Source organism: Halomonas sp. HAL1, assembly GCF_030544485.1.
GTDB lineage: Bacteria > Pseudomonadota > Gammaproteobacteria > Pseudomonadales > Halomonadaceae > Vreelandella > Vreelandella arctica.
This window is the reverse complement of sequence record NZ_CP130610.1, coordinates 3,714,628-3,735,651: the sequence shown is the minus strand read 5'-3', so window position 1 is coordinate 3,735,651 and position 21,024 is coordinate 3,714,628. Positions and strand designations below refer to the sequence as shown.

The 21,024-nt window shown below is 55.9% G+C and carries 22 protein-coding genes and 1 pseudogene; 12 read left to right on the top strand and 11 right to left on the bottom strand.

From position 1 onward, the window contains the following. Window positions 1–184 precede the first annotated feature (184 nt). Entirely contained in the window at window positions 185–478 is a 294-nt protein-coding gene (locus Q3Y66_RS17405; protein ID WP_008959277.1) for a hypothetical protein, read from the top strand. 123 nt (window positions 479–601) lie between these two features. Continuing rightward, window positions 602–1,129 (top strand): HPP family protein, encoded by a 528-nt coding sequence (locus Q3Y66_RS17400; RefSeq protein WP_008959278.1) that lies wholly within the window; start codon window positions 602–604, stop codon window positions 1,127–1,129. A 2-nt stretch (window positions 1,130–1,131) separates the two neighbouring features. On the opposite strand, the gene Q3Y66_RS17395 is transcribed toward Q3Y66_RS17400, so the two are convergent. After that, a complete protein-coding gene (locus Q3Y66_RS17395) occupies window positions 1,132–1,704 on the bottom strand; it encodes a gamma-glutamylcyclotransferase (RefSeq protein ID WP_008959279.1) in 573 nt (190 codons plus the stop codon). A gap of 130 nt (window positions 1,705–1,834) precedes the next feature. Here Q3Y66_RS17395 and Q3Y66_RS17390 point away from each other — a divergent pair, with 130 nt between their 5' ends. Further along, the gene (locus Q3Y66_RS17390) at window positions 1,835–2,689 is read left to right on the top strand and encodes a sirohydrochlorin chelatase (protein WP_008959280.1); all 855 of its coding nucleotides are present in this window, start codon (window positions 1,835–1,837) and stop codon (window positions 2,687–2,689) included. Window positions 2,690–2,800: 111 nt separating this feature from the next. After that, entirely contained in the window at window positions 2,801–4,390 is a 1,590-nt protein-coding gene (locus Q3Y66_RS17385; protein ID WP_008959281.1) for an ABC-F family ATPase, read from the top strand. Between the two features lie 6 nt (window positions 4,391–4,396). Here Q3Y66_RS17385 and Q3Y66_RS17380 read toward each other — a convergent pair whose 3' ends face one another. The 3 genes from Q3Y66_RS17380 to Q3Y66_RS17370 all read right to left on the bottom strand — a co-directional run bounded on the left by Q3Y66_RS17380 (window position 4,397) and on the right by Q3Y66_RS17370 (window position 6,741). Then, a complete protein-coding gene (locus Q3Y66_RS17380) occupies window positions 4,397–4,996 on the bottom strand; it encodes a cell division protein ZipA C-terminal FtsZ-binding domain-containing protein (protein WP_008959282.1) in 600 nt (199 codons plus the stop codon). Window positions 4,997–5,001: 5 nt separating this feature from the next. After that, window positions 5,002–5,490 carry a TspO/MBR family protein gene (locus Q3Y66_RS17375; RefSeq protein ID WP_008959283.1) on the bottom strand — a complete coding sequence of 163 codons (489 nt, stop codon included), beginning with the start codon at window positions 5,488–5,490 and terminating at the stop codon, window positions 5,002–5,004. A 132-nt stretch (window positions 5,491–5,622) separates the two neighbouring features. Next, complete coding sequence (locus tag Q3Y66_RS17370; protein WP_008959284.1) at window positions 5,623–6,741, bottom strand: alkene reductase; 1,119 nt, start codon at window positions 6,739–6,741, stop codon at window positions 5,623–5,625. 207 nt (window positions 6,742–6,948) lie between these two features. Here Q3Y66_RS17370 and Q3Y66_RS17365 point away from each other — a divergent pair, with 207 nt between their 5' ends. Next, a complete protein-coding gene (locus Q3Y66_RS17365; RefSeq protein WP_008959285.1) occupies window positions 6,949–7,221 on the top strand; it encodes a divergent AAA domain-containing protein in 273 nt (90 codons plus the stop codon). 34 nt (window positions 7,222–7,255) lie between these two features. Continuing rightward, window positions 7,256–7,429 (top strand): Fic family protein, encoded by a 174-nt coding sequence (locus Q3Y66_RS17360; RefSeq protein ID WP_008959286.1) that lies wholly within the window; start codon window positions 7,256–7,258, stop codon window positions 7,427–7,429. Window positions 7,430–7,524: 95 nt separating this feature from the next. On the opposite strand, the gene Q3Y66_RS17355 is transcribed toward Q3Y66_RS17360, so the two are convergent. The 3 genes from Q3Y66_RS17355 to Q3Y66_RS17345 form a co-directional block, all read right to left on the bottom strand. Beyond that, entirely contained in the window at window positions 7,525–7,899 is a 375-nt protein-coding gene (locus Q3Y66_RS17355) for a hypothetical protein (RefSeq protein ID WP_008959287.1), read from the bottom strand. 150 nt (window positions 7,900–8,049) lie between these two features. After that, entirely contained in the window at window positions 8,050–9,237 is a 1,188-nt protein-coding gene (locus Q3Y66_RS17350) for a Xaa-Pro peptidase family protein (RefSeq protein ID WP_008959288.1), read from the bottom strand. Window positions 9,238–9,428: 191 nt separating this feature from the next. Continuing rightward, on the bottom strand, window positions 9,429–10,358 hold the full coding sequence (locus Q3Y66_RS17345; protein WP_008959289.1) for a LysR substrate-binding domain-containing protein: 930 nt from the start codon (window positions 10,356–10,358) through the stop codon (window positions 9,429–9,431). Window positions 10,359–10,489: 131 nt separating this feature from the next. Here Q3Y66_RS17345 and Q3Y66_RS17340 point away from each other — a divergent pair, with 131 nt between their 5' ends. The 4 genes from Q3Y66_RS17340 to Q3Y66_RS17325 all read left to right on the top strand — a co-directional run bounded on the left by Q3Y66_RS17340 (window position 10,490) and on the right by Q3Y66_RS17325 (window position 14,856). Then, a complete protein-coding gene (locus Q3Y66_RS17340; protein ID WP_008959290.1) occupies window positions 10,490–11,410 on the top strand; it encodes a hypothetical protein in 921 nt (306 codons plus the stop codon). 87 nt (window positions 11,411–11,497) lie between these two features. Further along, a complete protein-coding gene (locus Q3Y66_RS17335) occupies window positions 11,498–12,775 on the top strand; it encodes a Xaa-Pro peptidase family protein (RefSeq protein ID WP_139041589.1) in 1,278 nt (425 codons plus the stop codon). Window positions 12,776–12,819: 44 nt separating this feature from the next. Next, window positions 12,820–13,821, top strand: coding sequence for a 2OG-Fe(II) oxygenase family protein (locus Q3Y66_RS17330; RefSeq protein WP_008959292.1), 1,002 nt, complete (start codon window positions 12,820–12,822; stop codon window positions 13,819–13,821). 171 nt (window positions 13,822–13,992) lie between these two features. After that, the gene (locus Q3Y66_RS17325; protein WP_008959293.1) at window positions 13,993–14,856 is read left to right on the top strand and encodes a glycine betaine ABC transporter substrate-binding protein; all 864 of its coding nucleotides are present in this window, start codon (window positions 13,993–13,995) and stop codon (window positions 14,854–14,856) included. 78 nt (window positions 14,857–14,934) lie between these two features. Here the strand turns inward: Q3Y66_RS17325 and Q3Y66_RS17320 are convergent, their stop codons facing one another. From Q3Y66_RS17320 to Q3Y66_RS17305, 4 genes and pseudogenes are all read right to left on the bottom strand, one after another. Next, on the bottom strand, window positions 14,935–15,675 hold the full coding sequence (locus tag Q3Y66_RS17320) for a sulfite exporter TauE/SafE family protein (protein ID WP_008959294.1): 741 nt from the start codon (window positions 15,673–15,675) through the stop codon (window positions 14,935–14,937). A gap of 10 nt (window positions 15,676–15,685) precedes the next feature. Further along, window positions 15,686–16,378: a hypothetical protein gene (locus Q3Y66_RS17315; protein WP_008959295.1), complete on the bottom strand. Its 693-nt coding sequence runs from the start codon at window positions 16,376–16,378 to the stop codon at window positions 15,686–15,688. 113 nt (window positions 16,379–16,491) lie between these two features. Further along, window positions 16,492–17,544: a PLP-dependent aminotransferase family protein gene (locus tag Q3Y66_RS17310; RefSeq protein WP_008959296.1), complete on the bottom strand. Its 1,053-nt coding sequence runs from the start codon at window positions 17,542–17,544 to the stop codon at window positions 16,492–16,494. Between the two features lie 129 nt (window positions 17,545–17,673). After that, window positions 17,674–17,910: pseudogene (locus Q3Y66_RS17305) on the bottom strand (GntR family transcriptional regulator); the annotation flags it as partial. 139 nt (window positions 17,911–18,049) lie between these two features. Here Q3Y66_RS17305 and Q3Y66_RS17300 point away from each other — a divergent pair. Both Q3Y66_RS17300 and gabT read left to right on the top strand, forming a co-directional pair. After that, entirely contained in the window at window positions 18,050–19,501 is a 1,452-nt protein-coding gene (locus tag Q3Y66_RS17300; RefSeq protein ID WP_008959297.1) for an NAD-dependent succinate-semialdehyde dehydrogenase, read from the top strand. Window positions 19,502–19,512: 11 nt separating this feature from the next. Beyond that, complete coding sequence (gabT, locus tag Q3Y66_RS17295) at window positions 19,513–20,784, top strand: 4-aminobutyrate--2-oxoglutarate transaminase (protein WP_008959298.1); 1,272 nt, start codon at window positions 19,513–19,515, stop codon at window positions 20,782–20,784. Window positions 20,785–21,024 lie beyond the last annotated feature (240 nt).

The window sequence follows — 21,024 nt, the reverse complement described above, 5'->3', positions numbered from 1 at the left end:
AGAACCTAGTGTCAGATAATTATATTTATTTAAACGATCGTTTTATGTCTTTTATAGTAGTTGCTTGGCGAGGAAGGCGCTAAAAATTTAGCGTAATAAAGAAGCGAGATTTGTTCTGCTTTGCTCAGCCAGCGTATTTAACCGACAATGCCAAGCTTATCCTTTTCAGCCTTGGGTACTATCAATGCAAGCAAACGGTTTTTTTGACGAAATAGGCGAGACCATCGGCGAGGCAATCCGCGTGGTGGTTGAGTTCTTATTGGGCATATTTACCAATTTCTTTGGTGCCTTTGGCGATTTTATCGATGGCTTAACCCGCTCCCTGGGAATCAACGATTCTTTTTTTAGCATTGCCGTGCTGGTCGTTGGCCTATTGATTCTGTTTGGCGGTGTTCGTGCATTTCTGCGCGGATCGCTGATAGGGGGGATATTTCGTACCTTATTAGGGCTGTTTATTCTTTCCTGGCTGATGATGTAAAGCGTTGCTTTACCCTTGAAGTGGCGCCCTTGAGGCAGTTTCATCAAGGATATGATGGATTGTCATTTGCTTATTTGGTGCATTTTGCCATCATCTGCACTCATTTTGTGCAAAGCGAGTGCAATGAAAACTTATCTTGGCAAGATGCGGGGGCAACGAATTAAGCGCACCCGAGTGGGTTGGCAGGATGCGGTGTGGTCATGGATCGGCGCCTTTAGCGGTATGGCGGTTATCTGCTGGTTAAGCTCGGCTTGGCTCTCGCAACAGCTGCTGATCGTAGGCTCCTTCGGGGCGACGTCAGTGCTTATCTATGCTGCTCCTGAAAGTCCCTTTGCTCAGCCAAGCCATGTACTGTTTGGCAGCGTGCTATCAGCGGGTATCGGCGTCGCTTGCTACCAACTGCTGGGGGCGACACCGCTCTCGATGTCTCTGGCTGTATCGCTGTCGATACTTGTGATGCAATTAACCCACACGGTTCACCCACCAGGAGCCGCAGCTGCACTGATTGCAGTAGGTGGCGGGGCTAGCGTTCACCAATTGGGTTGGTGGTACCCGCTGTTACCGATTGGCGCAGGCAGTGTAGTGATGCTGATCATCGCTGTTTTGGTCAATAACCTTGCTCGGCACCGCCGTTATCCTCGGTACTGGTGAGGTCATACGCGGCTGAGTTGATGCTCCAGTGCGAATATATGGGCATCCTCTGCCCCTAGTTCACGTAGAGCGGCAGCCAGATTGACCAGGTACTCACGGTTAGGTCCGCTGGGGCCGTGTGCGTTAGCTATTTGTAACGCTATTTCGTCTAGCGGCGCCTCGCCTAGAAAGGCCGGGTTATCTTCGCTGGCGAGATAAATAAGCCCTTCGCTCTGTTCAGGCGTTTCGCTGCTGACATCGGTAAACGTCAGCGGAACTTTCTCCCGTAGGTAGCCGTTTTTTTCCCGAACATCCAGCGGTGCCAGTACTTCCGGTGTAATCCGGTAGGCCATGCCATGGCACACCGCTCCCTCAGCGGGAATTAAGGTGGCAACCCGTCCCGGTGATTCAAGCGTACCGCGATGGTCATGGGAGCCTTGCCAAAATCGCCGTTCCCAGCCGGTGATAAACGCCGGACGGCGCTCTAAATAGGCAAAGTCCGCCTTCCAGATCAGCGAACCATAGCCAAATAGCCAAATCTCGGCATGGCCATCGAAGAAATTTCTTTGCTGGTTAAGCGCAGTGGTATCAAGCATCGGTATCAGGCAACGTTTTTAAGTCACATTTTTCAAGTAACATGGTGGGCAACGACGGTGTAAAACCACCATCTTAACATGTCATGGTTGATCACCCACTTGATCGCCAAGGCCATAATAGGAGGCTGCCATGCGCGCGATTTTTTTGGTCGATAACGGCTCGCTACGAGCGCAGGCAACGCTTAATTTACGTCGCGTGGCGGCGTCGCTTAGTGAGCTTATGGGTGAAACCGTACAGGCGGCCTCACTACTGCACTCCAATAAGATTCCAGTGAAAGAGGTTGATGGCATTCCCGCCACCACCCTTGGCCCCGCCGCTGAACGCAGTGCCGAACAAGGGGCGACAGAGATCCTTATCCTGCCGTTCTTTTTTGGCCCCAGCAAAGCACTGACTGGCTACCTGCCCGAGCGCATGGCCACGCTGCAAGAGCGCTTTCCCCACGTGAAGGTGCGTGTGGCCCAGCCCTTGGTGGATGAATTGGGGGATAACGACCTGCGCCTAGCCCATCTGCTGGCAGATAACGTGCGCGAGAAGCTTCAACCAACTAGTAAACCTCATGTGGCGCTGGTCGATCACGGCAGCCCGATTCCTGACGTCACCGCCGTGCGCAACCGATTAGCAGGGCAGCTTAGCGTGCTGTTAGCCGATGACGTAGCGTGTGTTGCTGCTGCTTCTATGGAACGCCGCGAGGGTGATGAGTACCGCTTTAACGAGCCGCTGCTGGAAAACTTGCTGGTGTCACCCGAGTTCAATGCAGGTCCGGTCATCCTGGCGATGCTGTTTCTTTCGCCAGGGCGCCATGCGGGGGAGGGTGGCGATATCGCTGAAATATGCGCGGCGGCTGAGCAGCAGCATCCTGGACTTTCTGTGACCACGACCAAACTGGTAGGCGAACACCCAGGTATTGTCGATATTTTGCACTCTCGATTGCGTCAAGCGATTGATGATGAACGCTTTTTGCTCGATATCCCTGCCATCACTTGATGTGACTAAAGTCTGATGGGTGAATACAGGTCAAATAGCGCGTAGAATCGCGAGCCTTTCTATTCGTTGTAAGCTGTCGTTGCTGACAATGCGCTAACCAGGGCTCCTTTTGTGATCGCTACCGCCAATATCACCATGCAGTTTGGGGCTAAGCCCCTGTTTGAAAATGTCTCCGTTAAATTCAACAACGGCCACCGTTACGGCCTGATTGGCGCGAACGGCTGCGGCAAATCCACCTTTATGAAAATCCTCGGTGGCGATTTGGAGCCCTCTTCCGGCCAGGTGATGCTGGATAGCAGCACGCGGTTGGGTAAGCTGCGTCAGGATCAATTTGCGTTTGAAAACGAGCGCGTCATCGACACCGTGATCATGGGCAATGTCGAGCTCTGGTCGGTGGCTGCCGAGCGCGAGCGTATTTACTCGCTGGCAGAGATGAGCGAAGAGGACGGCATGGCCGTTGCCGATCTGGAAGTACGCTTTGCCGAACTAGATGGCTACACCGCGGAGTCCCGCGCGGGTGAACTGCTGCTTGGCTTGGGCATTCCCATTGAGCAGCATACCGGTCCGATGAGCGAAGTGTCGGGCGGCTGGAAACTGCGCGTACTGCTGGCACAGGCATTGTTCTCTGACCCGGATGTACTGCTGCTGGATGAGCCCACCAACCACCTGGATATCAATACCATCCGCTGGCTGGAAGATATTCTCAAAGCGCGCAGCAGCACCATGATCATCATCTCTCACGACCGTCACTTCCTGAATAGCGTCTGTACTCACATGGCGGATCTGGATTACGGTGAAATTACCCTGTTCCCAGGGAACTATGATGACTACATGACCGCCGCTACCGCTGTTCGCGAGCGCCAGCACTCGGATAACGCCAAGAAAAAGGCCCAAATTGCTGAGCTGCAGCAGTTCGTTAGCCGCTTCTCTGCCAACGCCTCAAAGGCCAAACAGGCTACTTCGCGAGCGCGTCAGATCGACAAAATCAAGCTGGAAGATATCAAACCTTCCAGTCGTGTTAGTCCGTTTATTCGTTTTGACCAGGCCAAGAAAATTCACCGTAATGCTGTCAACGTAGATGGCATCACTAAAAGCTACAACGGTGAGAAGCCGCTGTTTGAGCGCCTCTCCATGACCGTGGAAGCCGGCGAGCGTATTGCCATCATCGGCCCTAACGGCATCGGTAAAACCACGCTGCTGAAAACCCTGGCGGGCGAGTTACACCCGGACGTCGGCGAAGTGAAGTGGACCGAAGCCGCTGATATCGGGGTTTTTGCACAAGATCATAGCGATGATTTTGCCGTCGATGCCACGCTGTTTGAGTGGATGTCGAGCTGGACCACCGGCGGCGAGCAGGTTGTACGGGGCGCGTTAGGGCGGATGCTGTTTTCCAGCGATGATATTGGCAAATCGGTGAAGGTGATTTCCGGTGGCGAGCAGGGGCGCATGCTGTTCGGTAAGTTAATCCTTACTCAGCCTAACGTGATGCTGATGGATGAGCCGACCAACCACCTGGATATGGAGTCTATCGAGGCGCTGAACCTGGCTTTGGAGAACTACCCTGGCACGCTGTTGTTTGTCAGCCACGACCGCGAGTTTGTCTCTTCACTGGCCACGCGCATTATTGATATGCAGCCGGAAGGTATTGTCGACTTTAGCGGTAACTACGACGATTACCTGCGTAGCCAAGGGGTCGTGTAAACAGGCTTAACCGATGATGCGTTGGTAAGTGGCGTCAGTGGCAGGCTCGCGCTCAGCATTGAGCAGCTTGCCCTGAAAGATCTCAGCGGCCTGTTTGGCAAGATCCACAAACACAATCATTTGCTGATTGCGCCGCTTATGCAGCGGGGGTTTTACCAACAGGCTTATGCCTTTTACTTCGTGATTGGAATCACGGTAGAGATCAGGCATTTCGCCAGGTAGGAAGGCATTGGCTATCGTCACCGGATTGGAAGGTTGTTTGCCCGGCACATGGTAAACTTTGGTTGCCGGGTCGTAGATGGCCTCTACCTGGCGTAGCCAATCGGTTAGCTGTTGCGTGGTTTCAGGCGAAGGGTTAGCAAATATCACAAACAAAGAGTGCAGGTTATGCGTTTTTTGAGGCTCTCTTGCGCTAGCCGCTGGTACTGACGTTGGCTCGGGGGGCGGGGCTGGCGCCGCCTGCTTGGTTTCCGTCACAGAAGGGGGCTTTTTTTCTGAACGTTTACGGCGCTGGGAGAGCATGAAGTAGAAGAATAGCGCCGCTGCGATCAGCCCTAAGAGCAAGGATCCGCCCGCCAACAGGGTCACCATTGATGAATTTTCCATCTCCTCTACCTCCTCGTAGCCTCTTGTGGATCTGAATTGAGCCGCCAAATCGTCGCATTCAATGCCAGCGCCAACGCTACCCACAACCCATAAGGCACCATTAGCCACGCAGCTAGCGTGCTTACTTGGGAAAACAGCGCAATGGCGATAATAATTAATCCTAGTAATACCACAATATCGATCAGTGCGATGGCAATCTGTTTGCGTCCGAAGAACAGCCAGGACCACGCCGCATTGGCGAAAAGTTGTAGCACGTAAACCGCTAAGCTGGCGGTGCGCCACGCCGAATCATCGGCCATGTAGAGTCGCCACGCAGCGATAGCCATCATTAAATACAGTATGCCCCACGCAATAGGAAAGGCGATATCCGGTGGTGTCCAGGTCGGCTTGCGTAACTCTCGGTACCAGCTATCAGGGCGAAAACGCGCACCGGTACTGGCGGTTAGGCCAACCAGCAAGATCGACACCAGTAGAGAAAACAAGGAACCAACCATGTATCACCTTTTCGTTAAAACGAAAGAATCAATAGCCTAGCAGCGTTTGATAATAATCAGACATAAAAAAGCATCACCTAAGTGATGCTTTTCTGAGGAAAGGGTTCAGCCATGGGCTAAAGTTAGATTGGCTTACCCTTTGCGGTCGTAACCATTACCCATAAACGGATAGTCGGTGTAGCCCTTCTCATCGCCACCGTAGAACGTTTCGTGGTTCGGCTCGGTGAGCGGCGCGTTGACGCGGAAGCGCTCCGGAAGATCCGGGTTAGCGATGTAGGGACGACCAAAGGCCACGGCATCGGTGGAGTTTTCGCTGATGCGTGTCTCGGCGCTTTCGGCATCGTAGTTGCCGCAGTAGATCAGGCTGCCGCTAAAGCGTTCGCGCATCTGCTCGCGGAAACCGTCAGGGAAGGTAATGTCGCCACCGGCCCAGTTGGGTTCATTCAAGTGTAGGTAGGCAAGACCACGCTTGGAAAGCTGCTCGGCCATGTAAAATGCCATTGCTTCCGGCTCATCGTCGGTCAAACCAAATAGCTCAATAAACGGCGTCATACGGATGCCGACTCGGTCTGCACCATAAACCTCAATCACCGCATCAATTACTTCCAGCGGGAAGCGAGCGCGGTTTTCCAGCGAGCCGCCATACTGGTCGGTACGCTTATTGGTGCCGGTCGCCAGAAACTGGTTGAGCAGGTAGGCGTTGGCGGCGTGAACTTCGACCATATCGAAACCCGCACGTTTAGCGCGCTCGGCTGCTTGGCGATAGTCATCGACAATGCCTGGAATTTCATCGGTTTCCAGCGCACGCGGTGTGCTGGTGGGGTGCTGACCCGCAGTGCCGTCTTCAAACTCGACGAAGCACTGGGCGCCTTCGCCTTTCAGCGCGCTTGGCGCTACTGGCTGCTGGCCATCGGGTTGAACCATTTCGTGTGAAACGCGCCCAACGTGCCACAGCTGCAGCGCCATACGACCGCCTTTGGCATGTACAGCATCCACAACGTCTTTCCAGCCAGCTTCCTGTTCATCGGTCCAGATGCCTGGCGTATACACATAACCGCGGGCGGTCGCGGAGATATTGGTGGCTTCGCTAATAATCAACCCAGATCCAGCACGTTGCCCATAGTAGGCTTCCTGCATCTTGCCCGGCACGCTATCAGGCGTACGCGCACGAGTAAGCGGCGCCATGATGACGCGGTTAGGAATCGTCAGGCTACCAAGCGATGTAGGGGTAAATAGTGTTTCGAAAGCCATCAAGTAAGCTCCTTTTGAATGCTTCGATAAATAGTACGCTCCAGAATAGACCAGTTTACTAGTGAGCGCCAACGACTATGTCATTCTCTTATTGATGGGGCCGTTACGTTCAAAACAAAACCCTGCCAGGAAAAACAGGCGGGATGGGTATGAAAAAGAAATGAGTCGATAGCGCTGTAGCCAAAGCCTGCTAGCCGAGAATTGCATGTGCAAGCAGGTAAAGCAGTCAGCCGCCGCTATTGCAACCGGCGTATTGGCGAGTTTCTAAAAGAATTGGATTTAACCGAAGGCCGTTCAACGAGCGTTCCAAAAATCCTTCGTGTGATGAAGGCAAACGGCTCCCCAGTGCCGGTCTTTGAAACTGACGATGAGCGCAGCTTCTTTTTAATTCGCTTACCCGTTCACGAGGGATTTTCTGTTCAGGCAGAAGTAGTGAATGAAGTCCCCCCGAAGTCACCCCCGAATTTTGCGCCTACTTGAGTCATTTGAAGGTGAAGTGGGAAGAGCTGACTTGATGGCTACCTTGAAGCTGCAAGACGAAAAGCATTTGAGAGAACATTATCAGCAAATCGCAATCAAGCGGGGCTTAATCGAAATGACGATCCCTGACAAACCCCGTAGTCGCCTGCAAAAATATCGATTAACCGATCTAGGTAAGCAAGTGCTTGCCACTAAAAATACCCATTAATGAACACCGACCCTATCATTTCCAAGGTCTGGAGCTTCTGCTAGTAATCATCATGAGCGCATACCCACTGGTAGCGAAGAAATGCTAGAGGTTGGTTAGTGCCACCTCGTCCAAGGCCAGCGGCGCTTGGCAGGGCTATCAATTTGCTGAAGGGCGCTGGCCAGCGGCAGCATGATGGCACCCAACTGGCGGTGGCACACGGCGCTACTCAGCACCCCGGGGCACTGCTTCAGTAGCAGGTCACACTGTTGTGAAGCGATGTAAAGCTGCTCCGTAACGGGAGGTGCAAACAGTGGCTTCGACTGCTGGCAGCAGCGGGTTAGCTCGCGGGAAAGCATCGACATCATGGCGGTATCCATCCAGCAGGGCAGCGGGTCCTCCAAGCGGCCAGCAATGGAGTGCTGAACCGCTTCAAAAGAGGTGCGTAAAAACATGACCGTTTGGCGAAGTTGCCGCTGTTCGCTCGTCATCCCACTAATCCCTCACGCTGGTTGCTTCCAATGAGCTCAGGCCCAGTCACTCTCTTTACAATTTAAAGATAGTGTTTCTCATTTGCATTTTTAGCGACAATAGCGCTCCTTTATCGACCTGTCAATGCTGTAACTATGAGGCGCAGTCGCTTATAAATGTGCCTCAAACAGCTGCCAGTCGTTATTGGTTAGCGGTTTGGCTCCCTGCTCGGTCACCACCACGGTGTCGCTTATTCCTACGCCCCACTGGCCGGGCACCCTTAGGCAGAGCGGAAGGTGAAAGACCATATTGGTTTCAAAGGAGCGGTGTTGGCCTTTAGCGATAAAGCCAGTGCCCTCCACCCAACTAGGTGGGAATTGTGCGCCCACGGCGTAGCCAAACACGCCGGAAAAGAAATACTGGTCTCGCTGCGGGGTGAGTAAGGCATCAGCCGCTTGGGCAGCGGCATCAAAAGTATTGCCTGGGCGCATGGTGTCGCACAGAGCCTCAAATATTGAACGGCAAAGGTCGCGAGTGGCTGAGAGGGCTGCGTTTGGAGTGCCCGTCACCGCGGTACGCATCATGGGGGCCGTGTAGCGCTGATACGCGGCACCGAACTCCAGAAACACTGGCTCGTTAGGCTGAATCACGCGCCGCTTATGATTGACGTGTATCACACCGATACGGTGCCCGCTGGTCACGATCGGCTGCAGGCTCATAAACTCGCTGCCGTTTTCCAACAGCGCTTTGGCACCCACCGCGGCAATATCGTTATCGGTCATGCCCGGGCGAATGCTCTGAATCGCAGTCTCAAGGCCTAGAGCGGTTATCCGCGCGCTCTCTTGCAGCATCTCCAGTTCAGCAGGGCTTTTAACAATTCTAATTGCATCGACTAACGCGCCTGCTTCGCAAAAGCGCTCGCGGCCAATGGTCTTCAGCAGTGCATCAATCACGCCAAAGCGCAGCCCAGCACTCCAGCCATCAATACCGATTTTCTGGCAGTGGGCCAGCAGATCCGCCAATGGCGCGATGATTTCATCGAGGTTTTCCCAGCGGTAGCCGATGATCTCATCAACCTGAGCGGTGACGACTGCCGCCCCTGTTTCAATCGAGGCGACTTGCAACACTAACCGTTCCTGGGTGCAGACAAGGCAGGCGTGAACCGAGACTTCAAAGGTGTGATAGCCAGTGAGGTAGTTAATATCAGCGGGATCGGTGAGCAGGAGCGCATCTAACCCTTGCTCGGTCATCGTCTGACGCACCTTATCTAGGCGCGCTTGGTATTCGGCAGCGGGAAAGGGCACTTCACTCTGGGCAAGTGTTTCAGTCAGGGCTTTGCGGTAGTGATGATAATCCATAGCGACCTCCGTTGATGGCTATGGTCAGTATAGGCATCTATTGGAAGATCGCTTTTATAGCCCTCAACGCGAAAGCCCTAATGTCGATACGCTATAACTGCTCTTGATCAGGCGCAGCGAATAGGGAATCCAGCAGGGCGACTTAGTCGAGAAAACGCACGGCCCAGGGGGGCCGGTCACAGGTGCTTTGGTTAGATCACATCAGCCATATGGTGATGGTGGCTTGGGCTAGTCGCTGAGACCGCCTCCAAAACCTCATCAATCAACGCCATGAAGTCATCGAATGCTGGATGGGACAGACTGGGGGAGCGATGCACCTCGAGTATTGCTGGTGGCAGCGGCGGCAATCCTTCGGCGTCTTCGATGACTTTCCAGTCCTCGGGCAGCGAGCGGCGGTCAGTAACGGTGATCGTGCGGCCCTGGTTGACGATGACACGCAGTCCGCTGGGGCTCTGGCTGGAGGATTCAAGCTGCCAGTCGCGACCGATGCCGGTCAGTGCCGCCAGCGCCCGGCGCCGGTAGATGCACTGCTCCGGGAACAGCGCCAGCGGCAGTGGCCGGGAGGGATCTAGCTCGAAGCGCCGATGCGCTGCCCATACGACCTCTTCCGTGGCGACGCGTCGGCCGCCGCTGGTGGGTGCGTGCCTTACCGCCAGCACCACGTCCAAGGAGCCCTGTTCCAGCTGTTCCAGCAGTTCGGTCGACATCCGGCAGTGTATATGGACATGCACTTCGGGATGCTGCTCGCCAAAGCGCTCAAGCAGTGCAGGCAGCCATGTGTCGGCGTAATCCTCCGGCAGTCCGAAACGCAGCGTGACCGGCTGAGCGCGACCCAGCGCGGCAATCGCTTCGCGTTGCAGTTGTAGCAAGCGCCGGGCATAGACGAGGAAGGTTTCACCGTCGCCGGTCAACTTGAGTTGACGGCCATTGCGCTCGATCAGCAGCGTGTCGAGGCGAGATTCCAGCGTGCTGATGCGCAGGCTGATGGTTGACTGGGTCTTGTGTAGATAACGCGCTGCGGCCGTAAAGCCTCCGCTGTCGGCGACGGTGACGAAGGCGAGCAGCAGATCGCTGTCCAGTGCTGCCAATCTCGAGCTATCGGAAACGCCGATGGTGGTCATTGGAAGGACTCGTTTCCCTGATGGATTCGATCCCGCCAGTATAGGTCATGCAGATGGATAGCCCAATGTAACGGGCAACGAAAACCGTTCTGCAGATGCCGCAAATCCTGCTGATCGAGAGGTCATTTCCCATGAGTACAATCGCTGCCGCACTCACCCCTGACGTTGCCCAACGCTGGCTGGCCGACGCCGAGCGCACCGATTTGAGTGCGCTGGTCGACACCCAACGTTATCCACTGCATGACTTTCAAGATGCCCGCCTGCAAGCAGAGATCGCCCGGGTGCGCGAGGATCTGAATCGCGAGGGTTGCGCCGTGCTGCGAGGCTTTCTGCGCCCAGAGGCGCTGGCGCAGGCACGCCAAGAGGGCGAGCAGATGTCGGCCAAGAGTTATTACTCCAGTCGTCGGGTCAATGCTTGGTTTACGAGTGACGATACGACGCTTGATGAGTCCGATCCGCGTCGCATCTTCATGGAGCGCACCAGCGGTTTCGTGACACGCGATTTGATCCCTGCCGATGCCGTGATTCATCAGCTTTATGTGTCACTGGTGATGAAGCGCCTGGTGGCCGAGTGCCTTGGTGAGACAGACGTTTACGAGTACGCGGATCCGTTCGCCGGACTGGTTCAGAACGTACTCCCACCCGGTACCGAGCAGCCGTGGCACTACGATACCAATGAATACATCGTCTCGATGATGACCCAGCAGCCGGATACTGGCGGTGAGTTTCAGTACTGCCCCAACATCCGCACGCCTGCCGGCGAAAACTACCCTGCGGTTGGCACGGTGATCCGCGGTGAGGACGAGACCACTCCGCAGACACTAGAGCTTCACCCAGGCGATTTGCAGTTATTCAAGGGGCGCTATTCGCTGCATCGCGTGACGCGAGTTAACGGTCAGCGCGAGCGCCACACCGCCATTTTTGCCTATTCCCAGCAGCCGGGTGTCGTTGGTCGGCTTGAGCGGACACGTCAGCTCTATGGGCGTGTTTCCGAAGCCCATATCGAGGCGGAGCGTCGTCGCGAGGCCCGCGCCGACGGCCTGCTCGACTAGATAGAGATTTCATTAATAAATAAAAGGCATGCACGCGCCCTATGTGGTGCGTGTCCGCTCATTCCGATAAGACGGGCTACACCGACCATGACAAGCTTTCTTTCCAGCGCACCATCAATGCTAGACGGCACCGGCATTCTGGCGCCAACACGCGAGCCTTCCGAGTGCGAACCGACTGCGGATGAGATCCAACAGATTTTGCTCGATCGTCTGTTCAGGACAAGAGCCGAATTAAAAAAGCGCGATATCGTCGCCGCCGTGTTGTTCGATCCGACCCACGTGCGCTACGCCACCGGTGCGCGAAACATGCAGGTCTACTCCGCACGTAACCCTGCCCGCTACGCCTTCGTTCCCGCGGAAGGCCCGGTAGTGATGTTCGAGTTCTCCGGCTGCGCCCACCTTACCGAAGGGTTGCCTGGCATTGATGAGACACGTCCTGCGACAGCGATCTCCTACTATTTCTGTGATGATCAACTTCAGCAGACCACCCAGACGTGGGCCGACGAGATCGACGCATTGGTGCGCCAGTGCGGCGGGCAAAAGGGCGATAAGGTAGCCATTGAGAGCGCGACCTCCCATGCTGCCTTCGCGCTGGTCGAGCGGGGCTGGCAGATCTGCGATGCCCAGGTGCCGCTGGAGCGGGCACGAGCGATCAAGGTGCCCAACGAGATCAAGATGGTGCGCAGTTCGCTGCGGGCAGTGGAGCAGGGCGTGCGCAAGCTGGAAGCGGCGATCCGCCCCGGTGCGACGGAGAATGAGGTCTGGTCGTACCTGCACCAGCACATCATCGCTACCGACGCCGATTACGTCGAAACGCGGCTGATGAACTCTGGCCCACGCACCAACCCTTGGTTTCAGGAGTGTTCCGATCGGGCGATGCAGGCGGGGGAGTTGGTCGCCCTGGATACCGACGTGGTCGGCCGTTATGGCTATTACGCCGATTTCTCGCGGACGTTTTTGTGCGGCGATGGTGAAGCGACCCCCACGCAGCGTGAGCTCTATCGCATGGCCTTCGACCAAGTGCGCACCAACATGGCGTTGATCGCTCCAGGCATGACATTCAAGGAGTACGCCGAGAAGGCGTGGCAGATTCCTCAGCCCTACAAGGCGCGGCGTTACTTTGCACTGGCCCATGGGGTCGGGATGACCGGCGAATATCCCTATATCGTGCATCGCGAGGACATCGACGATAAGGGCTATGACGGCATCATGCAGCCCGGCATGACGCTCTGCGTCGAAAGCTTTATCGGCCACGAGGCTGGCGGCGAGGGGGTCAAAATGGAGGAACAGCTTTATATCCGGGATGATGGGCAGGTGGAGTTGCTGTCGGACTACCATCTTGATGAACGACTCTTGGCAGGCTGATTAAGCCAAGTGTCTCAGTCCACCACCAGACAAAAGAGATTTCTATGACTCAGACTCTAATTCCGCATATCGATCTGACGCCGCTCCTTGTCGATGATCTGGCACGCGCCGAGACGGTTCAGGCGATCGCCAATGCCGCCTGCGACTCTGGCTTCATGACCGTGGGTATTGCGCCTGAACAACTCGGTCTCCGCGACGATATCCACGCTCGGCTGTTGCGCTTTTTCGAACTTGACGAGACGCATAAGCAACCACTAGCACGGCACAAGTTCGAACCGGCCAACACTAATGTCTATCGAGGCTATTTTCCGCCTCAGGACGAGGATCCGACCTGGAAGGAGGGTGTCGATCTCGGTCCGGACGTTGCTCACCCAGAGCGAGCGGATGCGCTAAGCGGTGACCCTTTGCGAGAGCCTACTCCCCAACCGCCGGAATCAGTACTGCCAGGGTGGGCGACCGATGTGGCCAATTATTACCGGGCGATGGAATCGCTTGGCGGTGTGATTGCCACCGCGCTGGCCGACGGGCTGGAAATACCGCGTGAGGAGTTGCTGGAACCCTTTGAACACGGCAACTCCACACTGCGCCTGATTCATTATCCCGAACGCACCGCCGGGCAGTTGGCCGTCATGCCAGCGATTGACGGTAGCGATAGTGCGCGCCGCTGGCTGGTGGGCGTGCCCCATTTTGATAACGGCTTTATCACGTTGTTGTGGCAGGACAGCGTCGGTGGACTGCAGGTGCGCGCGCCCAGCGGTGATTGGGAAGAGGTGCCTCCACGTGACAATGCACTGGTGGTTAATTTTGGCCGTTTGCTGGCGGACTGGTCTGGTGGGCGCATTCAGGCCACGGAGCACCGCATCGTCGGCGGGACCCGCTCGCGGCACTCGATTCCGTTTTTCTTCGAGCCAGCTGTGGGTGCCCATATTAAGGCTGCCAGCACGACAGGGGATGACAACTATATCTACGGCGATCGACTGTGGGAACGCATGCAGGAGTTTGTCGAGTTTCAGGGGCTGGAACGTAGGCCCGCTGGCGAGACCTGAGCGGGTGTCTTGTGATCGCAGGTGAATAGTGAGTCGATGTCTTTTTTACCCACATAGCATGACAGGGGTTTCCATGATGTTGACACGCATTTGACTGCGCGGTATCCATGATATAGTTAAAATCCATAACATAAAATTATTAAATATATTAATAAACTAAAGGAAAACGTTATGAAAATTGCTTTTTATCCCTGCGCGGCGGCGGTGCTTTTCACCTTGTCAGCTACTGCCCAGGTACACGCTGAGGAGAAAACGTTGGTCATCGGCACCAACAACTGGGCAGAGAACATTGCCGTCGCCAACCTCTGGAAGCTGGTTCTCGACGATAAAGGTTATGACATTGAGCTTTCCGATGTCGGCAAGAGCGCACTCTACGCTGGGATGGCGAGCAACGATATTGATCTATCCCTGGAGATCTGGCTGCCCAATACCGACAAGGAGTATCTGGCACCCTACAAGGATACGCTTGAGGTTCACGATGCGTGGTATGACAAGACTGCATTGGGGCTTGTGGTGCCGAGCTATGTCGATATCGACTCGATTCCTGAATTAGTCGAACGTGCTGATGAGTTTGAATACCAGGGCAGCCCAACGATTCTGGGTATCGATTCTGGCTCGGCGATCGCTGCTTTGTCCGACGAGGCCGTCGAGGCCTATGAGCTGCCAATCAGCCAGATGAATAGTTCCGAACCAGCGATGATGTCCGCGCTCGATAGCGCCTATCAGAACGAGCAGCCGATTTTGGTGACGCTGTGGAGCCCGCACTGGGCATTTGCCAACTATGACCTCAAGTATCTGGAAGATCCTGAGAATATCTATGGCGACGGCGACACTATTTACTGGTTCTCACGCGAGGGGCTCTCCGAGGATGATCCATGGCTCACCGCGGTACTCAATGCCTGGCATATGAGTGACGATAGCCTGAGCGAGCTGATGGCCGAGATCGAGTCTCAGGGCGACCCGGTAGCCGGTGCGCAGACTTGGCTCGACGAAAACCGCGATCAGGTCGATGAATGGCTGGCTGCCGGTGAGTAGTCATTTTCGCGATGACAAGCGCTTCGGTGAGACCGGAGCGCCTGTTATTAAACCGTATATTCAAACCAATAATTTAAATTAATGGCTTAGCAAAAATATCCCCTGCAGAAAGTAGAAAACCCCAATGCCGGTCACGATCCAGCGCGTCCAGGTGCGGAAGTTGGCATCGGTGAGACGGTGTAAAATGCGGTTCCCCGCTTGAGTGCCGAGCATGGCAAACGGTGCGGCTAGCAATACGATACCCCATTCGCCAGCGCTAAGTGCCATGGCGGCACCCAGGTAGAAGAGTATTTTAATACTGTGCGCCACTACCTGAATCATCGCCTTGGTAGCCACCACTTGGCGGCGATCCATTCGTGAGCGTACAAAGAAGATATCGATCAACGGCCCGGAAACCCCCGCCGCTATGGTCAATCCTCCAGAAGCGATACCACAGCACAGGGCGTGGCTGGCACGGTTAGCATCCAGATGAAACCAGCGCTTGGGCATCCACACCAATATGGGCATCAAACCAATCAAAATCGAGACGCTGGCGGCATTAGGGCTGTAGTTGAATAGCAGCAGTAGGCCTGCGGCGCTTAGTACTCCCAGCGTCATAAACGCGACGATGCGCCAGACAATATAATGCCGTGAAAGCCATGCGCGTGACCCATTCGCCGTTAGCTGTATCACACCGTGCACCGCCATTGCAGTGCCCGCAGGGAAAATCAGCAGTAGAAACCATAGCAGTACCAAGCCGCCTGCCATACCAAATACACCCGACAGCATGGAGGTGAAAAACACCACGCTAACCAGGGCCGCTCCAATCCATAGTGACATCGTCTATCCCTTAACTACGGCAAAACGGCCAGACCTGATAAAACTTGCGGCACTGAAATTCTGCCTCGCAAGCGTTGAGCTGGGCTTGGTAGCGGTTGGTACGCGCCGCTACTTGCCTACCCGCACTCAATACCTGGGGTTTGCCGCGGTAAGTGCCACGCTGGTAGCCGCCAGCGCCTTCGTGATAGGCGTAATAGAGGTGCTCGGGATTACTGAGTGATATCCCCGCCTGTTGCTGTGAACGGCGGTTATACCAGCCAATAAAATCCGTGGCGTGTTTCATATGGGTACGCCGAGAGAAGAGGCTGCCTGCTTGATCTTCATACTCTTCCCATACAGGGTCCTGTGCCTGCGCATAGCCTTTAGCAGAGGAAGGACGCGGGCCTGGAATAAAGCCTAAGTAGTATTTTCGATCAGGACGAATATGGCTGCGAAACGAGGATTCCTGCTGGATGAACGACATTTGTGTGGCTATGGGCGTCCCCCATTTCTCCTCGGACTCCTGAGCGTAGTCGTACCAACTGGGCTGCTCGCGGAATATCTCGCAGATATTGCTTTGATCCTGGGGCGGGTTGGGGGCAAAAGTGGCGCAGCCAGAGAGCAGTAACACGAACGCCAGCGACGCCCATAGACGTAGCCTAGCGAGAGCCACTGAAGGGCTTAAGGTAAAACAGCCTATAAAATTATCAACAGGGGAACGCATAAAAGTCCTTGTGAATATGTTTGTGGATAAGCGTTATAAAGCTTGTGGGTAAGGTGTTGAGAAGAGCTTCCGGCATAACAAATGAGCCATTACTCATGTGCTATCAATAGCGCCTAGCGCAATAGCGCTTCCAGGCTGCGACGCAGGCGCTGCGCTTCACGCACCAGCGTTTCCCCTGACAGCATTCCGACGCCCATCACTAAGCCAACTCGCGGATCTTTTGGTGCACACACAGGGCTTAATGGCCGCACGATCAAATGCTCTTTCAGTAGTGATTGAGCGATCCCTACGTCGTTAACGTCCGGTTCAAATTCGACGCACAGACTGATGGCGCTACTGGGTGGCGAAACGCTGCGTACCTGCGGCAGCGAGCGTAGTTGATCATGCAGCACCTGCTGGCGTCCTAAATAGTCGCGCTGAATGCGTCGGCACCAGGCATCTAAATCGCCATCGAAAATAAACTGCGCCAGCACGGCCTGATCCAGCATGCGACCTTCGCGGAACAGTTCACTGCGCAGACGGTTCATTGGCCCTGCTAAATGGTGCGGTACCACTAAATAGCCTAACCGCAAACCTGGAAACATCATCTTGGAAAACGAGCCCACCAGCAAGTGGCGCTCTGAGTGTGGGTCGAAGAGCAAGTTGGGGTGGTCGTCGCGAGTGAACTCGTAATCATCTTCGATAATATAAGTAGGCGCTAAGGTATCGCACAAACGTTGCTTGTCGGCAGCACGGGTAGGCACGCTGAGCGGGTAGTGGTGCGAGCCTGTGAGGTAGGCCAGCTTTACTGGGTCAGGGGCAGGCGGTAGCGCATGCCCTTGGCCTGGCTGCCACGCCAGCATCTGAATCTCTAAACCCGCAGCGGTAAACACATTGCGTGCTCCCCAGTAGCAGGGCGACTCCATGGCAACGGTGTCACCCACATCGGCCAGCGCCACGGCGCATAGCTCAATGCCGTTATGGGTGCCGTCGGTGATGATGATCTGCTCAGTGTCGCAATTGATATTGCGCCAGCGCGCCAAAAAATCGCGTATCGCGCGCTTCAAAGGGCCGTAGCCACCGGTGGAGTAAGAAAGCAGCAGGGCATTCTGCGGCACCGTTACGCTGGCGTAGAGCTGCCGCCATTTACGCATTGGAAACTGGGCGATATCGGGAATACCAGGCACGAAGGCCCCGCTTTGGACAGTACTCGCACCCGGCCAACGCAACACTCGTTGTGCACGTTTTGATAGCTGCGCACTTCTGGGTTTTGAGACAGCAGGGGCCGACACTTTGCAGCTCCAAGTACCACTGCCATGAGAAGTCTTAAGCAGACCCTCTTTAAGCAGCGTCGCAACGGCTAGTGACAGTGTATACCGAGCAACGCCTAACGCTGACGCTAGTTGCCGGTGAGAAGGTAGGCGAGTCTGGTTAGGCCACTCCTGGGTAACTGCTTGTCTCAGCGCTTGCTCTATTCGCACTTGTTTACTTAAGCGTTCAGGTTGCTGTGCATAGTGTTTTACAAGTTGTTGTAAAGCTGACTGGCCATCCATCCTTATCCTCACCGTCACGATGTTCACCAATTTTCCAGTAAAACAGAAAAGTGGTCTGGTTGAACGCAAAAGTGGTGTGTTCGCCTGCAACCACATTACTGCTAGCGTGCACGCAGTGTTATTAATCTAGGAGAAGACCATGAGCTTTATCGAACAGTGGTTGCACGACGCGGTTCCCGCCCTGGTGGGTAGCGAGTGGCGTACAGGCCAACAAACCTTTGCGGTGGATAACCCCGCTACCGGTGAGGCCATTGCCCGCGTAGCCGATATGGGCGCCGACGATACCCGTGACGCCGTGGCCGCCGCCTACAACGCCGGTGCTGCCTGGCGCGCCACCCCAGTGAAGCAGCGTTCTGCGCTGCTGCGTCGCTGGTTTGAGCTGATCAATGAGCACGCCGACGACCTGGCCCGCCTGATGACCCTGGAGCAGGGCAAGCCGCTGGCAGAAGCCAAAGGCGAAGTCACCTATGGCGCGTCGTTTATTGAGTTCTTCGCCGAAGAAGCCAAGCGTATGGCCGGGGAAACTCTGCCCAGCCACGGCGCCGACAAGCGCCTGCTGGTACTGCGCGAGCCGGTCGGCGTGGTGGCGGCAATCACCCCCTGGAACTTCCCGCTGGCGATGATCACCCGCAAGTGCGCCCCGGCCCTGGCCGCTGGCTGCACCGTGGTGATCAAACCTGCTGAAGCTACGCCGCTCACCGCGCTGGCCGCTGCCTACCTGGCACTGGAAGCGGGCCTGCCCGCAGGCACCATTAACGTGGTCACCGCTTCCAAACCCGCCGCTGTGGGTGAAGTGCTCACCACCGACTCCCGTGTGCGCAAAGTCTCGTTTACGGGCTCGACCCCAGTGGGTAAACACCTGCTAGCCCAGTGCGCCAGTACGGTGAAGAAGACTGCCATGGAACTGGGCGGCAATGCGCCGTTTATTGTGTTTGACGACGCCGATGTAGACGCTGCCGTTGATGGCGCCATTGCTTCCAAATTCCGTAACGCCGGGCAAACCTGCGTATGCACCAACCGCTTCCTGGTGCAGGACGGCATTTACGATGCGTTCGTCAGCAAGCTCACCGAGCGAGTGAACGCGCTAAAAGTCGGTGATGGCCTAACGGAAGGCAGCATTATCGGCCCGCTGATCAACCAAGCGGCGGTAGACAAGGTTCAGCGACACGTGGACGACGCCCAAAGCAAGGGCGCACGTCTTATGTGCGGCGGCAAACTCCACGCTGCCGGTGAGCGCTTCTATACGCCCACGGTGCTGGCCGACGTCACCACCGAGATGGCCGTGGCTGACGAAGAGACCTTCGGCCCCGTGGCGCCGGTGTTCCGCTTCAAGCAGGACGAAGAGGCCATCCAGATGGCCAACGATACGCCCTTTGGCTTGGCGGCCTACTTCTACGCCACGGATTATCGCCGCATTTGGCACACCATGGAGCAGTTGGAGTACGGCATGGTCGGCGTGAATGAAGGGCTGATTTCCACCGAGCTGGCGCCCTTTGGCGGTGTGAAAGAGTCCGGGCTGGGCCGCGAAGGCTCACACCACGGTCTCGATGAGTTTACTGAACTGAAATACGTCTGCGTTGGCGGCCTTTAAAGAGAACGATGATGACTAACCAAGAACTGAACGACCTGAAAATCCGCTACGTGGCCAACGGTGCCGCCACGCCGACTACTCAGTTTGCTGAGCGCGCTGAAAACGCCGAGCTGTGGGACGCCGATGGCAACCGCTGGATCGATTTCGCGGGCGGCATTGGCGTGCTGAACCTGGGCCACCGCCATCCGAAAATCGTCGCGGCTGTGGAAGCGCAGCTCAAGAAAGTCATGCACACCAGCGCAGCGGTCATCTCCTACGCGCCCTACGTGCAGCTGTGCCAAAAGCTCTGCGAACTAAGCCCGGTGCGCGGCCCTGAGCGCAAGGCGATGCTGGTGAACACCGGTGCCGAAGCGCTGGAAAACGCCGTGAAGATTGCCCGCGCCGCCACCGGCCGCACCGGCATTATTACGTTCGACGGTGCCTTCCACGGCCGCACCATGATGACCCTGGCGATGACCGGCAAGGTGCTGCCCTACAAGAACGACTTCGGCCCGATGCCGGGCGACGTCTTCCGTGCACCGTTCCCCAACCCGCTGCACGGTATCAGCGAGGAAGCGTCTTTGGATGCCATTCGGACGCTGTTCAAAACCGATATCGCCCCCCACCGCACGGCGGCCATCGTGATTGAACCGGTACAGGGTGAAGGCGGTTTCTACATCGCCTCACCGGACTACCTGAAAGCGCTGCGCGCTCTGTGTGATGAGCACGGCATTCTGCTGATCGCCGACGAAGTGCAGTCTGGCTTTGCCCGCACCGGCAAGCTGTTTGCGCTCGAACACAGCGGCATCGAGGCGGACATTCTCACCACCGCCAAGAGCCTGGCCAACGGCATGCCGCTTTCTGCCGTTGTCGGCACCGCCAAAGTAATGGACGCCTCCGGCCCCAACTCCCTAGGCGGCACTTACAGCGGCAACCCGCTTTCCTGCGCGGCGGCGCTGGCGGTGATTGAGGTAATCGAAGAGGAAAACATCCTGGCCCGCAGCGAGCAGATGGGTAAGATGCTAGCGGAGCGTTTCGCGGTATGGGAAGCGCGTTTCCCCGCCGTGGCCCACGGCCGCCAGCTAGGCGCCATGGCGGCGTTCGAATTGCTTGATAGCGAAGGCAAGCCAGATACTCAGATGACCGGTGCGCTATGTGCCAAAGCCCGCGAGAAAGGCCTGATCCTGCTTTCCTGCGGTTTCTACGGCAACAGCATCCGTATTCTGGTACCGCTGACGGTTTCTTCTGCGGTGTTGGAAGAAGGGTTGAGTATTATTGAGGAGTCGTTGGAAGCGCTTGGCTAAGACCGTCTAAGTATCACGAAACCCGCCTATCGTCAGGCAGCGAAAGCTGTTGGCGATGGCGGGTTTTTTATGCGTTGAAAGCTCAAAGCTGAGATAGCCATTCGTCCTAAGTGACCTGTGCTAAGCTGGGTTTGGTAGGGTGTATGAGAAAATAGCAACACAGATAACCTCCTAATACGGAGGTGCTGGCAAATGCAGCAGAAACGCGAGTTTTGGATATGCAACCTGTAAATAATTAGA

Coding starts and splice junctions, on each gene's coding strand:
- Q3Y66_RS17405 (WP_008959277.1), top strand. CDS start 185: ATGCAAGCAAACGGTTTTTTTGACGAAATAGGCGAGACCATCGGCGAG.
- Q3Y66_RS17400 (WP_008959278.1), top strand. CDS start 602: ATGAAAACTTATCTTGGCAAGATGCGGGGGCAACGAATTAAGCGCACC.
- Q3Y66_RS17395 (WP_008959279.1), bottom strand. CDS start 1,704: ATGCTTGATACCACTGCGCTTAACCAGCAAAGAAATTTCTTCGATGGC.
- Q3Y66_RS17390 (WP_008959280.1), top strand. CDS start 1,835: ATGCGCGCGATTTTTTTGGTCGATAACGGCTCGCTACGAGCGCAGGCA.
- Q3Y66_RS17380 (WP_008959282.1), bottom strand. CDS start 4,996: ATGGAAAATTCATCAATGGTGACCCTGTTGGCGGGCGGATCCTTGCTC.
- Q3Y66_RS17375 (WP_008959283.1), bottom strand. CDS start 5,490: ATGGTTGGTTCCTTGTTTTCTCTACTGGTGTCGATCTTGCTGGTTGGC.
- Q3Y66_RS17370 (WP_008959284.1), bottom strand. CDS start 6,741: ATGGCTTTCGAAACACTATTTACCCCTACATCGCTTGGTAGCCTGACG.
- Q3Y66_RS17360 (WP_008959286.1), top strand. CDS start 7,256: ATGGCTACCTTGAAGCTGCAAGACGAAAAGCATTTGAGAGAACATTAT.
- Q3Y66_RS17355 (WP_008959287.1), bottom strand. CDS start 7,899: ATGACGAGCGAACAGCGGCAACTTCGCCAAACGGTCATGTTTTTACGC.
- Q3Y66_RS17350 (WP_008959288.1), bottom strand. CDS start 9,237: ATGGATTATCATCACTACCGCAAAGCCCTGACTGAAACACTTGCCCAG.
- Q3Y66_RS17345 (WP_008959289.1), bottom strand. CDS start 10,358: ATGACCACCATCGGCGTTTCCGATAGCTCGAGATTGGCAGCACTGGAC.
- Q3Y66_RS17340 (WP_008959290.1), top strand. CDS start 10,490: ATGAGTACAATCGCTGCCGCACTCACCCCTGACGTTGCCCAACGCTGG.
- Q3Y66_RS17335 (WP_139041589.1), top strand. CDS start 11,498: ATGACAAGCTTTCTTTCCAGCGCACCATCAATGCTAGACGGCACCGGC.
- Q3Y66_RS17330 (WP_008959292.1), top strand. CDS start 12,820: ATGACTCAGACTCTAATTCCGCATATCGATCTGACGCCGCTCCTTGTC.
- Q3Y66_RS17325 (WP_008959293.1), top strand. CDS start 13,993: ATGAAAATTGCTTTTTATCCCTGCGCGGCGGCGGTGCTTTTCACCTTG.
- Q3Y66_RS17320 (WP_008959294.1), bottom strand. CDS start 15,675: ATGTCACTATGGATTGGAGCGGCCCTGGTTAGCGTGGTGTTTTTCACC.
- Q3Y66_RS17315 (WP_008959295.1), bottom strand. CDS start 16,378: ATGCGTTCCCCTGTTGATAATTTTATAGGCTGTTTTACCTTAAGCCCT.
- Q3Y66_RS17300 (WP_008959297.1), top strand. CDS start 18,050: ATGAGCTTTATCGAACAGTGGTTGCACGACGCGGTTCCCGCCCTGGTG.
- gabT (WP_008959298.1), top strand. CDS start 19,513: ATGACTAACCAAGAACTGAACGACCTGAAAATCCGCTACGTGGCCAAC.